The 13955-nt window shown below is 50.0% G+C and carries 12 protein-coding genes; 5 read left to right on the top strand and 7 right to left on the bottom strand.

Annotation, left to right across the window (positions count from 1 at the left end; genetic code table 11):
• Both KDN34_RS16995 and KDN34_RS16990 read left to right on the top strand, forming a co-directional pair.
• A complete protein-coding gene (locus KDN34_RS16995; RefSeq protein WP_212594870.1) occupies positions 1-2199 on the top strand; it encodes a xanthine dehydrogenase family protein molybdopterin-binding subunit in 2199 nt (732 codons plus the stop codon).
• 156 nt (positions 2200-2355) lie between these two features.
• The gene (locus KDN34_RS16990) at positions 2356-3033 is read left to right on the top strand and encodes an arginine N-succinyltransferase (RefSeq protein ID WP_212594869.1); all 678 of its coding nucleotides are present in this window, start codon (positions 2356-2358) and stop codon (positions 3031-3033) included.
• Between the two features lie 69 nt (positions 3034-3102).
• On the opposite strand, the gene mog is transcribed toward KDN34_RS16990, so the two are convergent.
• The 5 genes from mog to KDN34_RS16965 all read right to left on the bottom strand — a co-directional run bounded on the left by mog (position 3103) and on the right by KDN34_RS16965 (position 6993).
• Entirely contained in the window at positions 3103-3633 is a 531-nt protein-coding gene (gene mog, locus KDN34_RS16985; RefSeq protein WP_212594868.1) for a molybdopterin adenylyltransferase, read from the bottom strand.
• A gap of 65 nt (positions 3634-3698) precedes the next feature.
• On the bottom strand, positions 3699-4178 hold the full coding sequence (locus KDN34_RS16980) for an NlpC/P60 family protein (protein WP_212594867.1): 480 nt from the start codon (positions 4176-4178) through the stop codon (positions 3699-3701).
• Positions 4179-4302: 124 nt separating this feature from the next.
• Entirely contained in the window at positions 4303-5658 is a 1356-nt protein-coding gene (gene gorA / locus KDN34_RS16975; RefSeq protein ID WP_212594866.1) for a glutathione-disulfide reductase, read from the bottom strand.
• A gap of 115 nt (positions 5659-5773) precedes the next feature.
• Positions 5774-6214, bottom strand: coding sequence for a hypothetical protein (locus tag KDN34_RS16970; RefSeq protein WP_212594865.1), 441 nt, complete (start codon positions 6212-6214; stop codon positions 5774-5776).
• 71 nt (positions 6215-6285) lie between these two features.
• On the bottom strand, positions 6286-6993 hold the full coding sequence (locus tag KDN34_RS16965) for a hypothetical protein (RefSeq protein WP_212594864.1): 708 nt from the start codon (positions 6991-6993) through the stop codon (positions 6286-6288).
• A gap of 276 nt (positions 6994-7269) precedes the next feature.
• On the opposite strand from KDN34_RS16965, the gene prlC reads away from it, so the two are divergent.
• Positions 7270-9309, top strand: coding sequence for an oligopeptidase A (prlC, locus tag KDN34_RS16960; protein ID WP_212594863.1), 2040 nt, complete (start codon positions 7270-7272; stop codon positions 9307-9309).
• A gap of 122 nt (positions 9310-9431) precedes the next feature.
• Entirely contained in the window at positions 9432-9962 is a 531-nt protein-coding gene (locus KDN34_RS16955) for a thioesterase family protein (protein WP_212594862.1), read from the top strand.
• 10 nt (positions 9963-9972) lie between these two features.
• Here KDN34_RS16955 and KDN34_RS16950 read toward each other — a convergent pair whose 3' ends face one another.
• Positions 9973-10623 (bottom strand): glutathione S-transferase family protein, encoded by a 651-nt coding sequence (locus tag KDN34_RS16950; protein WP_212594861.1) that lies wholly within the window; start codon positions 10621-10623, stop codon positions 9973-9975.
• A gap of 338 nt (positions 10624-10961) precedes the next feature.
• Between KDN34_RS16950 and KDN34_RS16945 the strand changes: the two genes are divergently transcribed.
• Positions 10962-11651, top strand: coding sequence for a DNA-3-methyladenine glycosylase I (locus tag KDN34_RS16945; RefSeq protein ID WP_212594860.1), 690 nt, complete (start codon positions 10962-10964; stop codon positions 11649-11651).
• A 201-nt stretch (positions 11652-11852) separates the two neighbouring features.
• Here the strand turns inward: KDN34_RS16945 and KDN34_RS16940 are convergent, their stop codons facing one another.
• The gene (locus KDN34_RS16940; RefSeq protein ID WP_212596708.1) at positions 11853-13946 is read right to left on the bottom strand and encodes a sensor histidine kinase; all 2094 of its coding nucleotides are present in this window, start codon (positions 13944-13946) and stop codon (positions 11853-11855) included.
• Between the last annotated feature and the right edge of the window lie 9 nt (positions 13947-13955).

The raw sequence follows: 13955 nt of genomic DNA, 5'->3' as shown, positions 1-13955 counted from the left end.
ATGGCGATGCAGCATCATGACTTAGGGTTATCTCAAGCGGACGTTACCGGTGAATGGTCGCGGCGGGCATTTCTCAAAGCGAGCGCGGTTGCTGGTGGAGGCTTGTTACTGGGGTTATATCTGCCGAAGGCATTTGCCGTTAGCGGTAACGATGACAGCTGGACACTGAATGCCTATGTCCGCATCAGTGCTGATGGCAGTATTCGTATTATGTCGGTGGCGCCGGAAATCGGCCAGGGCATCAAAACTTCATTGCCGATGGTGATTGCGGATGAACTGGATGTGGACTGGACGCAAGTACAAGTGGAGCAGGCGCCGGTGATGCCCGAAGTCTACGGGCGGCAGTCCGCGGGCGGCAGTCGCAGTACCCCGGTACATTTTGATGAGCATCGTCGCATTGGCGCTGCGACCCGACAGTTACTGTTAACCGCAGCCGCAGCGCAGTGGCAGGTTGCTGTAGCTGAATGCACTACGGCTCATGGTCAGGTCATTCATGCGAGCAGTGGACGGACTCTTGGCTATGGTGCTCTGGCTGCCGCTGCGGCTCAGTTGCCGGCGCCGACATTAGCCTCGGTTACCGTGAAAGCCGATGACCAGTTGCACCTTATCGGCCAGTTCACCAGCGGTGTGGATAACGAGGCCATTGTTCACGGTAAACCACTGTTTGGCATTGATATTGAAGTCCCGGGCATGTTGTATGCTGTGTATCAGAAGTGCCCGGTGTTTGGTGGCACCGTCAAAAAGGCCAACCTAGCGGAGATTGAAAAACTACCAGGTGTGCGTCAGGTTTTGGTGGTGCCCGGAAATCAAGACTTTTATGGTCTGGATGGTGGCGTTGCCATTGTTGCTGACAGCTGGTGGCAAGCGCAAAAAGCGCGACAGCAGCTGCAAGTTGAATGGCATGACAGTGAGGCGGCGGGACAAAGTAATCACGGATTTGATCAACAAGCTACAGTGTTGCAAGCACATCCCCCATTGCAAATTCTGCGGCAGGATGGCGATATTGACGCCGCATTTACCAGTGCGGCCAAAGTGCTGGAAGCGGCTTATTACTATCCTTTTGTCGCGCATGGTCAGTTGGAGCCGATGAACTGCACCGCACAGTGGCACAATGGCAAACTGACGCTGTGGGCTCCAACCCAAAACCCCGTCAGCGGTCAAAAGCAGGTGGCCAAAGTGCTGGGGTTAAAAGAACAGGACATTACTATCCATGTGGTTCGTTCCGGTGGCGGCTTTGGCCGACGTTTGTTCAATGACTATATGGCGGAAGTGGCCTGGATTTCCCGGGAAGCCAAGGCCCCGGTTAAACTGCTGTGGTCCAGAGAAGATGATTTCCAGCATGATTTCTACCGGCCGGCGGGATATCACAACTTCAAGCTGGCGCTAGATGGGCAAGGTAAACTGGTAGCGTTCAAGGATCATTTTCTGACCTTCGGTGAAAATGGTCAGCCCTTGTTGGCAGCCCAGATGAGTCGCGATATCTTTCCTGCCGGTTTCATCCCCAACTTACAATATGGCGCATCACTGATCCCGGCGCATATTCCAACCGGTTGGTTGCGAGCCCCTGGCAGTAATGCATTGGCCTGGGTGTTTCAGAGTATGCTGGATGAAGCGGCGCATGCGACTGGACAGGACCCGCTGGCGTTTCAGTTAGCACTGCTTGCCAATCCCCAGAGTAGCAGTGGCAGTTTCAATCCTCAGCGCATGACGGCGGTACTTAACGTTGTTGCTGAGCGCAGCGGTTGGGGTAACAAAGTCGCTGCAGGTCATGGTTTGGGGATTGCCTGTTATTACAGTCACGCCGGTTATTTTGCTGAGGTCGTCGAGGCCAGTGTCATTGATGGGAAATTACAGATCCATAAAGTCTGGGCAGTCGGTGATGTCGGCAAATATATCGTTAATCCCAGCGGTGCCATGCATCAGGTGCAGGGGTCAATTCTGGACGGATTATCACAAGCCTTGTACCAGGAAGTGCCCATTGATAACGGCGCCAAGCTGGTGAACTATCACCAGCACCAAATGCTGACCATGGCGGAAGTACCTGAGGTCGATGTCGAATTTTTGAAAACCGATTACCCCACCACCGGCCTGGGCGAACCAGCATTACCCCCGGTGATCCCGGCACTGTGTAATGCGATTTTTGCTGCCAGCGGCAAACGCATCCGGCGGTTACCGATCAAAGATCAGTTACTCAGTTGATAGTGATAATTGAGAGAAGAAGCCTCCTTTCGGGGGCCTCTTCATGTTGACCAGCTCATGGCTAAGATTTTTGAGGGTTATTATTAATCAACTTTTGCCATTATTTCGCCAGCGACGGTACTATAACGTATTGCGCAAGAGGCCTTGGATAATCAGATGACCCACTCGATATCGGCTAGTCAAAAGCAAAAGGGCTTTACCGGTACACAGGTGTTGCTAATGATGCTCGCTGCGGTAGTGATCACTGCAGGCGTGAGCTTTCTAGTGATTCGCACCTATATTTTCCCTCAGCCGTTTAGCCCCGTCACATTGAACGACAAAGAAACGCAAAAGCTGGATAAAAAGCTGCAGCAACTGGGCTGGCAGAGCGATTCCGGTGTACGTAGACAAGCGGGTTCAGCGAATGACTTAACGCCGGAGCCCTATCGTGAGTCTGACGCTAATCGACAGGTCACCTTGAGTGAAAAGGAAGTGAATTCTATCATTGCGCGCAGCCCAGATTTTGCGCAACGGGTGGCAATAGATTTTTCAGATAATCTCGCCAGTGCCAAGATCCTGATACCCATTCCTCGGGATTTTCCGATCATGGCCGGTGAAATCTTACGGGTAAATGCGGGACTGGATATCCATCTGGATAAAAACCGTCGACCAGTCGTGGCGTTGGTTGGGGTCAGTTTAATGGGGGTTCCGATCCCCAATGCTTGGCTGGGAAATATGAAAAATGTCAATTTGGTCAGTGAATTTGGCGACCGTGGTTTCTGGAATACTTTTGCTGATGGTGTGGATGATATTCAGATCCACGATGGAGAGTTGTATATCAAACTGCGTAAATAGCCAAAGACGCTTGTCAGGCCAACAAAAACGCCAGCGCTAAATGTCTGGCGTTTTTGGTTATTGGCGATGTTACTTTTTCGGCCGGAATGGCTTTATCACCGCTTCATCACATTCCAGGTACGGACCTTCCATCAGGTCGATACAGTAAGGGATTGCTGGAAACACAGCATCCAGACACTCACGGATGGATTTAGGTTTGCCCGGTAAATTCACAATCAGGGTATCAGCTCTTAAGCCCGCTGTTTGGCGTGACAGAATTGCTGTGGGTACATATTGCAATGACACCTGACGCATCAGTTCACCAAAACCTGGCATCATGCGATCACATACGGCTTCGGTGGCTTCCGGTGTGACATCACGTTTTGCCGGACCCGTACCGCCAGTGGTCACAATCAGACTACAGTTATCTTCGTCAGCCAAGCGTATCAGCGTTGCTTCAATCAGGTCCTGTTCATCAGGGATCACTTCGTACACAGGTTCCCATTCACTGATCAGATATTGATTGAGGGTATCGATAATGGCTTTGCCGGAAAGATCTTCATAGATACCGGCGCTGGCACGATCACTCACGGTGACAATGCCGATTTTGGCTTTTCCCATGTAAAAACTCCCTAAAGAAACATGGCGACATGGACAGTGCCTGTCAACGGTCTAACCATACCATATCAGGGCACTAAACGTCTGGCTTGCCAGTAGTGGCGGTGCCAATACTCATTATTAATCGAAGAAATGGTAACGCCTTGACTGGTAGAGGCATGCATAAATTCGCCATTTCCGAGATAGATCCCTACATGGCGTCGAAGGCGGCCGGTCTTAAAAAACAGCAGATCGCCGCTGCGCAGCTGGGCTCGGGTAACGGCAAATCCCAACTCTGCTTGTTCTTCAACCGTGCGCGGTAACGACATGTCGAGTAATTGCTGGTAGGTCACACTGACAAACCCTGAGCAATCAATGCCTTTGTGACTGTCACCGCCCAGTCGGTAAGGCACACCTTGCCATTGTTGCAACACCGTTTTGAAGTCACTTGGTGTCAGCGATTTAGGTGCTGGCACCGCTGCAGGTTGACTAGGTTGTGAAGGCGCAGAGCTACAACCGCTTAATATCAGCAGCAGCCATAATAGCAGTGTTCCGGTAAGTGCCTTCATATGTTCCCCAGCAAGGTATTAGCGGCATTCTGCCGAAGAGCTATCGGGCTTGCAACCTCAGATGCTCGCGGACGTAAAAAAGGCAGCGATTGCTGCCTTTTGGATACTCTTCATTCACAACTCGTTATCTCATTGTAACGAATTCTTCAGCGCCGGTGGGATGAATGGCGACCACCGCATCAAAATCGGCTTTGGTAGCCTCCATTTTAATGGCCACACCGAAGCCTTGCAGTATTTCGTCCATACCAAAGCCGATACCATGTATGCCGACAACTTTTTCCTCAGGGCCAACGCAGACCAGCTTCATCTTGCATGGCTGACGATGAGATGTCACTGCGGTATACATGGAGGTAAAGCTGGAGGTATAAACCTTGACCTTATCGTCACCAAAGCGTGCTTTGGCTTCCGGCTCAGTTAATCCCATGGTGCCGATAGGTGGATGGCTGAACACAACGGTTGGGATATTGGCGTAATCCATCTTGGCTTGGGGCATGTTACCGAACAGGCGTTCAGACAACAGTCTTCCGGCTTTGACAGCAACAGGTGTCAGTTCCACACCTCCGGCCATAATGTCGCCCACACAATAAACCCCTTTGGCGGTAGTATTCTGCCAGCCATCGGTAATGATGTAGCCATGCGCATCGCGCTCAACACTGGTGTGTTCCAGACCGATATTGCTGGTGTTTGGAAAACGACCTACCGCCCAGATTAAGCAGTCCACCTCATATTGTTCGCCGTTTTCTAACCGCAGCGTCAGGCTGCCATCGTCGTTTTTAGTGACCGCTTGCGGAATGCTGTCGGTATGTAAGGTGGGGCCGTCCGCCTGCATTGCTTCGATCAAGGTGTCAGATAACATCGGATCAAAGTTACGCAGCGGGGCGTGTTTGCGAACAAACAAATGGGTTTCACTGCCCAATGCATGCAGCACTCCGGCAATTTCAACGGCAATGTAGCCGGCACCTACCACCGCAACACGTTTTGGTTGCTGGCGCAGCGCGAAAAAGCCATCGGAATCTATGCCATATTCCGCCCCAGGGATCTGCGGTATGGTCGGTCGGCCACCGGTAGCGATCAGAATGTGATCAGCGCTGTACTGTTCGCCGTTAACTTCTAGCGTGTGGTTATCGATAAATTTGCCGTAACCTTGTACCAAGGTCACTTTATTGTTGGCCAGACCTCGTTCATAAGCGCCGTGAATACGCTCAATGTAAGCTTCACGACTGTTGACCAAGGTATTCCAGTCAAAGCGATTAATACTGACGTCAAAGCCATAGTCGGCGGCATAAAGTTTCATGGCTTCTGCAACATGGGCACCATACCACATTACCTTTTTGGGAACACAGCCCACATTGACACAGGTTCCGCCAAGGTGTTGCGCTTCAATCAGCAACACCTTCGCCCCGCGCATCGCCGCACGATTGGCTGAGGCGATGCCACCACTGCCAGCTCCGAGGCAGATATAGTCAAAATGTTGGGTCATGTGGATACTCCCGTGTAATGGCAGATTCAGAGACAAACAGCCGCTATGGTTGCCTGCCGATCAGACCGCCATTGTAGGGAGATTTATGGGGACTGACCAGCGCTGTACAACCGGGTTAAGGTCGACATCGGGAAAGATCGGCACTGGAAGGGCCACCACTATCACACTTTAGACAGGACCACTGCCGACGATAATCGTTAAGCTCAGCCTGCAAATAACTGTCTATGTGACTCCCTTTTTGCAATCGGCTGTTGAGATCGGCCATGCGACTAGCCAACCAGCGGCAACTGGCATCGTTAGCAATCGCGCGTTGCTTACTACGCGGTTGTTTGCTTGACGTTTGACTGTCACTGATGTTGAGCACGGGTGTGACGGCTTCGCTGGCGTGATATTCCAGCGCTGCCTGGAAATGCTCTGGTATAGAAAGGGGCTTGCCGTCTGCACCCACCGCGCGGTTTTCAGGGAGCTTGGTCTGGTTGTTGAGCTTGGTAGCACCCGCGGCTGGCATGGTAGAAAACGCAAAGATGACACTCAATACAATGGCAGGACGAAACATTTCCTTATCCTCATCTGCTGTCGTTCCTTCGACAGCCAAAGTGTAGCGGTGATAAGGCACAATGCAAATCATTAGAAGCGGTAACTGAGTTGGATCCCGGCAAAGGTCTGGTTGAGCTCATCGATGCAATCTTCTTCCTGCTCCTGCCGTTCAATATCACCCTGACCAATACTGTGACTGATTTGCAGCGCTAGGTTAACCTGGGACGACAGATCGTATGCTGCTTCAATCCCAAACTGAAAGTTGTTGCGACCATCATGATGTAGCGACGCGAACCCTAAATCCCAGCCTTGCAGGATATAAGGAGAGATGGTCAGGTCGGTGAAAGGTTGCCAATGACCGCTGAGACTGAACTCGACAAAAGCTCCATGTGCCTCGGTAGCATAGGTGTAGGCCAGATTAGGTGTGAGCCACGCTATCGCATTGTAAGAAAGTTCAGCCGCAAGCTCGTTATCACTGCAACGGTCATCGCCAAAAAATTCCAAGCGTTTATAACCGGTGGCTAAGGAGAAATCATTGGGTAATTCGAACTGGTACATAAAACCCATATTCAGTTCGATAAAGTTAGTGCTATCACCGATGCCTTGTCGTTCATACCACAACCAGGCACCATCAGTATGATCAATACCGCTCCAGAAGATGCCACCTTGTGGCAGATTGTTGCGTCCTTCCGAGACGTAATGGCTATCCCAATCCATGTAAACCGTCGTATCGCTGGCGTCACTGGCAAACACATGGCAAGTTGTCAGTAGCGATAAAGCAGCTATCAGGCGTTTCATCGTCGAGACCTTCTTCTATTAACGAGTGTCTGTTTTTTTCGCCTCATTCTACAAATACAATTATTACTGTAAATGATAACTAGTCGTATTTATGATCGTAAACGCATTAATGCGCTTGAATGGTTAATAATGCAACAGAGTGTGATATGGCTCAGCGACGCTAGCGTTATTCCCTGTTAAGTGGTCAGGTAATTAAGTGAATTTGGCTTGATAAAGCGCAGCAGAGGCCTTATCTATAGAGGCATTGCTTTGTGTAATTTTCACTAAGGACTGATAATGACCAACCCTTTACTGCAAGCTAATGAATTACCGCCGTTTTCCAGTATCAAGCCGGAACATATTCAGCCAGCGGTAGAACACGCTATCGCTAAGTGCCGCAGTAAAATTGACGAGGTGCTGGCCAATAGTGGTCCTTATACCTGGGACAATCTTGTTGCACCGTTAGAGCAAGTGGATGATGAACTGAGCCAGATATGGTCACCGATTTCCCACATGAATGCGGTGGTCAGCAACGAAGCCTGGCGTGCGGCGCATGATGCCTGTCTGCCACTGTTGTCAGAATATGGCACTTATGTTGGTCAGCATCAGGGACTCTATGAAGCCTATAAATCGCTACATGAGGCCGATGCATTTGAGACACTAACGCAAGCACAGAAAACGGTAATTGAACATAGTCTGCGCGACTTTGAATTATCTGGTATTGGTTTGGAAGCGGAGCAAAAGGCGCGTTATGGCGAGATTGTAAAACGCATGTCAGAGCTCACCAGTAAGTTTTCCAACCAGTTGCTGGATGCCACCCATGCCTGGCATAAATTGATCACCGATGAGGCTGAACTTGCAGGATTGCCCGAGTCGGCCATAGATGCTGCCAAAGCCATGGCGGAAGCCAAAGAGCAACAGGGCTGGTGGTTTACATTGGATTATCCGTCCTATCTGCCAGTGATGATGTACAGCGACAATCGCGCGTTACGGGAAGAATGTTATCGTGCATTTGTTACCCGCGCCTCTGACCAGGGGCCCAACGCCGGTAAGTTTGATAATGGCCCGTTGATGAACGAAATTCTGGGACTGCGTTATGAACTGGCGCAGTTATTGGGTTTTGATACCTTTGCCGAAAAATCGCTGGCGACCAAAATGGCCGAATCACCGGCTCAGGTGATTGAGTTTTTGAACGAGCTAGCACTGCGCTCTAAACCGCAGGCCAAGGCCGAACTGGCAGAGTTGCAGGAGTTTGCCAAAACGCACTACGGCGTCACTGAACTGGCGGCTTGGGATCTCAGCTACTATGCCGAGAAACTGAAACAACATAAATACGAAATATCACAAGAACAGTTGCGTCCCTATTTCCCGGAAGATCGGGTATTACATGGGCTGTTTTATACGGTTAAACGTCTGTATGGCATGGATGTACAGGAGCAAACGGGTTTTGACAGCTGGCATAAGGATGTACGCTTTTTCAAGTTGATTGATGAAACGGGCGAGCATCGTGGCAGCTTTTACCTTGACTTGTATGCCCGTGAAGGTAAACGCGGTGGTGCCTGGATGGATGACTGCCGAGGCCGCCGCATGACCAGTCATGGGCTGCAACGACCCGTGGCTTATCTTACCTGTAATTTTAACCGTCCGGTGGGAGATAAACCGGCGTTGTTTACACATGATGAAGTGACCACCCTGTTCCACGAATTTGGCCACGGTATTCATCATATGCTCACGAAGGTTGATGTTGGTGGGGTGGCTGGGATCAATGGCGTGCCGTGGGATGCCGTGGAGTTACCAAGCCAGTTTATGGAAAACTGGTGCTGGTCAGCAGAAGCGTTAGGCGAGATCTCGGGTCATTACCAAACCGGTGAACCCCTGCCCAAAGCCATGCTGGACAAGATGCTGGCCGCCAAGAATTTCCAGTCTGGCATGATGATGATGCGGCAGTTGGAGTTTGCGCTGTTCGATTTCCGTTTGCATCATGAATATGATCCGGCCAAGGGCGCTCATATTCAGGAAATGCTCGATGAAGTGCGGCGTCAGGTTGCCGTGATGATCCCGCCAGAATTTAACCGTTTCCAGCATGGCTTTTCCCATATATTTGCCGGCGGTTATGCTGCTGGATATTACAGCTATAAATGGGCCGAAGTGCTGTCAGCCGACGCGTTTTCCCGTTTTGAAGAGGACGGCGTGTTCAACGAACAGACTGGGCGCGATTTTCTGCACAACATTCTGGAAAAAGGCGGTTCAGAAGACCCTATGGCACTGTTCGTGCGTTTCCGCGGTCGCGAACCTACGATTGATGCATTGTTGCGTCATTCCGGAATCGCTGCCTGAGTAACGCCAGGCGTTTACTCAATGGAAGGCGCCTGATGGCGCCTTTCGTGTTTTAGTTAATGCTTGTTGACTGGTATGACCTCTGCTAGCCTGAGAGCAATCGAGTTGATAGAGCCAAGTTGATGAATCTGTATTTCCGGCTGTTCTGGCTATTGTTCTGGCGCATGCGCCGTGCGCGTACGATTGATTTTCTGGATGTCTCCCGCCTGGAGTTTCGGGCGTGGCCCACTGATTGTGATATTAACCTGCACCTCACTAATGCGCGGTATCCCGCGCTAATGGATTTAGCTCGTACCTACATGCTTAGCGAAATGGGTTTATTAAAGCCGTTTTTACAACGGAAATGGTTGCCAGTTGTCAACGCATCAGAATTCACATTTATTCGTGATATCAAGCCATTACATAAATTTAATATCGATACCCGGTTGCTTGGCTGGGACGACAAGTATTTTTATATTGAACAGCGGTTTGTCAGCCAGCGAGGATTACATGCGATAGCCAACGTCAGAGGCTTATTCGTTTGCAAAGGCCGTAAAATTACCACCGCAGAATTGTTACAAGCTGCGGCATTTCAGGGCGAAGCACCAGCGTTAGCAGCAGATGTGCTGGCCTGGAAGCAACTGCTTCAGGCTAAAAAGCAGCAGAACCAGTAACAATATCGGCTTAGCTGGTACGCTGACCAGTTTGCGCTTGCTGTAACGTTTGCTCCACTTCATCTTGCACCAGCATCCACGAGCCGCGTAATTGCGCGTGTAACCAGTAACTGCCTAAGGCAGGAAAATCCAGCAAATTAAAGCGGTCGGGTAACGCCGCCAGACTGGGGATCAGTGCGCAATCGGCCAAAGTAAGACTGTCACTACATAACCAGTGATGTTGTTCTAACTGTTGTTCTATTTTTGTCAGCATCAGCTGAATACGATTTTCCAGCTGGCGTTGTAGGAGGGGTTGTTGCAGCTCTTTGGGTAACCGCCGTTGTTGTTCTAATTGATACAAGGGATAGCTCAAATAGTTATCGATGAGGCGGTCGTAAAGTCGACACTGCAATTGCTGCGCGGGTTCTTCCGGCAATAACCTGGTACCGCCATGAGCCAGTTGATCCAGGTATTCAATGATGATGCTAGATTCGGGTAATGCGGTGCCATCGGCACAGATCAGTAATGGCAGTCGGCAAAGCGGATACTGTTCCGAAAACATGCGACGCTGCAACGGATCATGTAAGTCGGTCACCCGTGGCAAGAAATTAAGCTGTTTTTCAAACATGGCCAGCAGTACTTTTTGCGAGTGGCGTAACAGGGGATAGTAGAAAAGCTCCATGGCGCGACTCCGAAAATTGCGTCACTTTAACTGTAGCGGGTATGAGCTATTTGCCTAGTGAGGCGCGTAAAAAACCTTTAACGTCCGTTCAAACACCGGGATATTCGGTGCGATGACAAATCGCTTTTAGCAGGTGAATCGATCGTTCGCATTTGCGGGTTTATTTGGTAGCCGCTTTTTGCCTAATAGTTGCAGATGATCACGTTCATTAATGGCGATAAATTTGCTTGGTTTGCCAGGATAAACAAAACTATAAGTGAAGCATAATCAGATAATACGACTAGGTTGCGCAGAGCGTTTAGCGCACAGAATTTGTTGTTTACGTAGGGACGCAAGCCATGAATAAACCTGAAGCGTTTGAAGAGATATACGCCCGAGCCAGTGAACGCAAGGGGGGAAATGAACGGCTGGAGAGTCTGCTTCCGGAAGTGCTGAGTCAGGACGAGTTAATGCAGTATTCCGATGCTGAACTGTTGTCAGCCATGAGTAAACAAGTATTCCAGAGTGGGTTTGTCTGGAAAGTGGTGGAGCAAAAATGGCCACAATACCAGAAGGCCTTTTTTGAGTTTGACCCATTGAAAGTATTGATGTTGTCGCCAGAGCAGATCCAGCAGCGTGCTGAAGATCCGGCCCTTATCCGTCATCTGAAAAAAACACAGGCTATCTATGAAAATGCGCTGATGACCCGCGAAATTGCCCAAGAGCACGGCAGTCTGGCGCGCTACATTGCGTTATGGCCGGTGGAGGAGATTACCGGTTTATGGCAGCAGTTAAAGCAGCGGGGTGCCAGACTCGGGGGAAATACCGGTCCCTATTTTTTACGCAGTATCGGCAAGGATACCTTCCTGTTAACGGAAGATGTGAAAGGCTACCTGAAAGCGCACCAGTTGGTGGATGCCAGTTTTACCTCACAAAGCGGGTTGAATGAGGTGCAGGCGGTATTTAACCATTGGCAACAGAGCAGTGGTCGTAGCATGGCGCAGATAAGCCGCATTCTTGCTTGCAGCGTCGGCGACAACCGGCTCTGAGAAAAAAGCAGGAAAGTATCAAAAAATAGTTGCAAATCTAAATGAGAATTATTACTATTAATGTGCGTTCCAAAACTCACCCTTAATGATAAGTTTTGTGGTAATGGCTTTGCATTATGGCGTTCCTGAGTTTGACAGCACGACATTGCTCACACACTCTTTGTGGCCGGGTTAATTACCCGGTCTTTTTTTGCCTTTTTGTCAGGCGCTAGGTGAGATATCGTCCTTTTGGTCAAAGAGCAAGTCAACATTTGGCGGGTTGAAGGGTTCCTTGGCTCGTGCATACAGGCTAATCGTAAAGATGGTGCCTTTGTTTACTGTTGAGCTGACATTGATGGTGCCACCGAGGCGGTTAATAATGCCATAACTCAGCGATAAGCCCAGTCCTGTACCATCTTTACGGGTGGTGTAGAACGGGTCGAAGATACGGCCAATTTGATCGGCAGGAATGCCTCGGCCTTCATCTTCAATCTCTATTTTGGCACCGATGGTCTCGTCCTGAACCACCCAATCATAGGTACGCAGCCAAATCCGTCCTTTGCCGTCCATTGCATGTGCGGCATTCATCACCATATTGATCAATACCTGCAACAGTTGTGGACGATTCACCTCTACCGATTGTGAAGCATTTAACTCTGGTAGCAACACCACTTCTTGCTTACCTAGCGAGTGGCGCACCAGCAACTGCATCTCTTCAATAATGGGGGTGAGCTGCTGGATCTCCAATGGGGCGTTGAATTCTCCAGGACGACTGTACTGTAACAGACTGCGTATGATGGTGCTGATCCGACCGACTTGCTGGATAATCAGATCGATTTCTTCTTGCACTGCTGTGGCATTGTCACCCAGTTCATAGCGTAACAATTCCATGTTTCCCAGGATCACTGCCGTTGGGTTGTTAATTTCATGAGCGATGCCCGCAGTTAATTCACCCAACGCCGTCAGTTTTTCGTTAGTGACCAATTGATGGCGGGTTTCATTGAGCAGTTTGACGTTCTGTTGCAGTTCTTCGGTTTTTTCCTGCAGACTGCGCGTACGTTCTTCTACCTTCATCTCCAACTGTTCGGCGGCGGCTTGAATTTGTGCATTGCGATGTTGTAGCAGATCCAGCATGCGATCAAACTGTTCTGCCAGATTCGCCAGCTCGTTGTCTCGATCCAGCCCAAGGGCCCCAATGCGCAGATTGCGACCGGATTGTACCGCATTCACCACATGATGAATTCGTTCGATAGGCAGCAATAAACTGTAGGCGCCACGATATACCAGCATGCCGGAGATCAGCAGTACCAGCATCAGAATGGTGCCAAGCTCAATGATATTTAGCAGATAGTTATGGATAAATGGGGCTTCGGAAAAACCACTGTAAATCATTCCAATCCGTTGGCCGCGAATATCCTCCAGCGGTGCATAAGCGGAGATAAACCAATCGTTATACACAAATGCGCGGTCAATCCACAGCTTACCTTGATCTAAAACCTTCTCTTTAACTTCCTCTGAGACCAAGGTGCCCAGTGCCCGTCCCTCATATTTGTCGCGTCCAGGGCCAATGCTCAAGGGGACGTTAGTGCTGATGCGAATATTGTCGAGGAAGATAGTTACTGTGCCAATCGAGTGTTCCGGTAAGGTCCCTTTGTCATAAACCAGATCCCGGATGTGGTCGACAATACGGGTATCACCGTTGATCAGGGTGCCACCATCCAGATACCAACTGACATGACCCTGGGCATCCGGCACTGGTAGCAGGCTGCGGCTCAATAATCCATGCGTTTCTTCGGCTTCTTTGGGCGGTTGTGCTCTAGGGGTGGCGATGACCGATATCCGTGCCCGTTGTGCTAATTGGCTATCAATACGGGTAAGATCAGAAACGCCTAGTACCATCAGTCCCGAATAGGCCTGATGGCCGATTATTCTGGGCAACATCTGTCGCAGTTGTGGATCACCGGCGACATTGTCAATCGTCACCAATCGCAGAAAATCCAGATTGAGCAGCTTTTGTTGCTGTAGCAAAAATTCCCGAATGTTTTGCAGTTGCTGTTCATCCCCGGCTTCTAAGGCTCGAAATCCATTCTGGAATTCATAGGAATGCATCACTCTTTCGAGCTGCTTTTCCTGATGGTCCTGCACTGAAGATAGGGTATTTATTGCAACGGTAAGATCAGCCTTCACCTTCATAAAGAGCTGCTTGCCGGTGTAGCTGATATTCCAGTAGATAGTAATAAATACCAGGCTTACCAGCGTCAGCAGGATAGGCAGCAGCGTCAGGATCAGGATGCGATAACGCACCTTGGCCTGCATTTGACGCCA

Source organism: Shewanella yunxiaonensis, from assembly GCF_018223345.1.
Lineage (GTDB): Bacteria > Pseudomonadota > Gammaproteobacteria > Enterobacterales > Shewanellaceae > Shewanella > Shewanella yunxiaonensis.
Note: the sequence above shows the minus strand (reverse complement) of the source record. Positions and strands in the feature narration are given on the sequence as shown.

Coding starts and splice junctions, on each gene's coding strand:
- KDN34_RS16965 (WP_212594864.1), bottom strand. CDS start 6,993: ATGAAACGCCTGATAGCTGCTTTATCGCTACTGACAACTTGCCATGTG.
- KDN34_RS16950 (WP_212594861.1), bottom strand. CDS start 10,623: ATGGAGCTTTTCTACTATCCCCTGTTACGCCACTCGCAAAAAGTACTG.
- KDN34_RS16980 (WP_212594867.1), bottom strand. CDS start 4,178: ATGAAGGCACTTACCGGAACACTGCTATTATGGCTGCTGCTGATATTA.
- KDN34_RS16990 (WP_212594869.1), top strand. CDS start 2,356: ATGACCCACTCGATATCGGCTAGTCAAAAGCAAAAGGGCTTTACCGGT.
- KDN34_RS16940 (WP_212596708.1), bottom strand. CDS start 13,946: ATGCAGGCCAAGGTGCGTTATCGCATCCTGATCCTGACGCTGCTGCCT.
- prlC (WP_212594863.1), top strand. CDS start 7,270: ATGACCAACCCTTTACTGCAAGCTAATGAATTACCGCCGTTTTCCAGT.
- KDN34_RS16955 (WP_212594862.1), top strand. CDS start 9,432: ATGAATCTGTATTTCCGGCTGTTCTGGCTATTGTTCTGGCGCATGCGC.
- KDN34_RS16995 (WP_212594870.1), top strand. CDS start 1: ATGGCGATGCAGCATCATGACTTAGGGTTATCTCAAGCGGACGTTACC.
- gorA (WP_212594866.1), bottom strand. CDS start 5,658: ATGACCCAACATTTTGACTATATCTGCCTCGGAGCTGGCAGTGGTGGC.
- KDN34_RS16970 (WP_212594865.1), bottom strand. CDS start 6,214: ATGTTTCGTCCTGCCATTGTATTGAGTGTCATCTTTGCGTTTTCTACC.
- mog (WP_212594868.1), bottom strand. CDS start 3,633: ATGGGAAAAGCCAAAATCGGCATTGTCACCGTGAGTGATCGTGCCAGC.
- KDN34_RS16945 (WP_212594860.1), top strand. CDS start 10,962: ATGAATAAACCTGAAGCGTTTGAAGAGATATACGCCCGAGCCAGTGAA.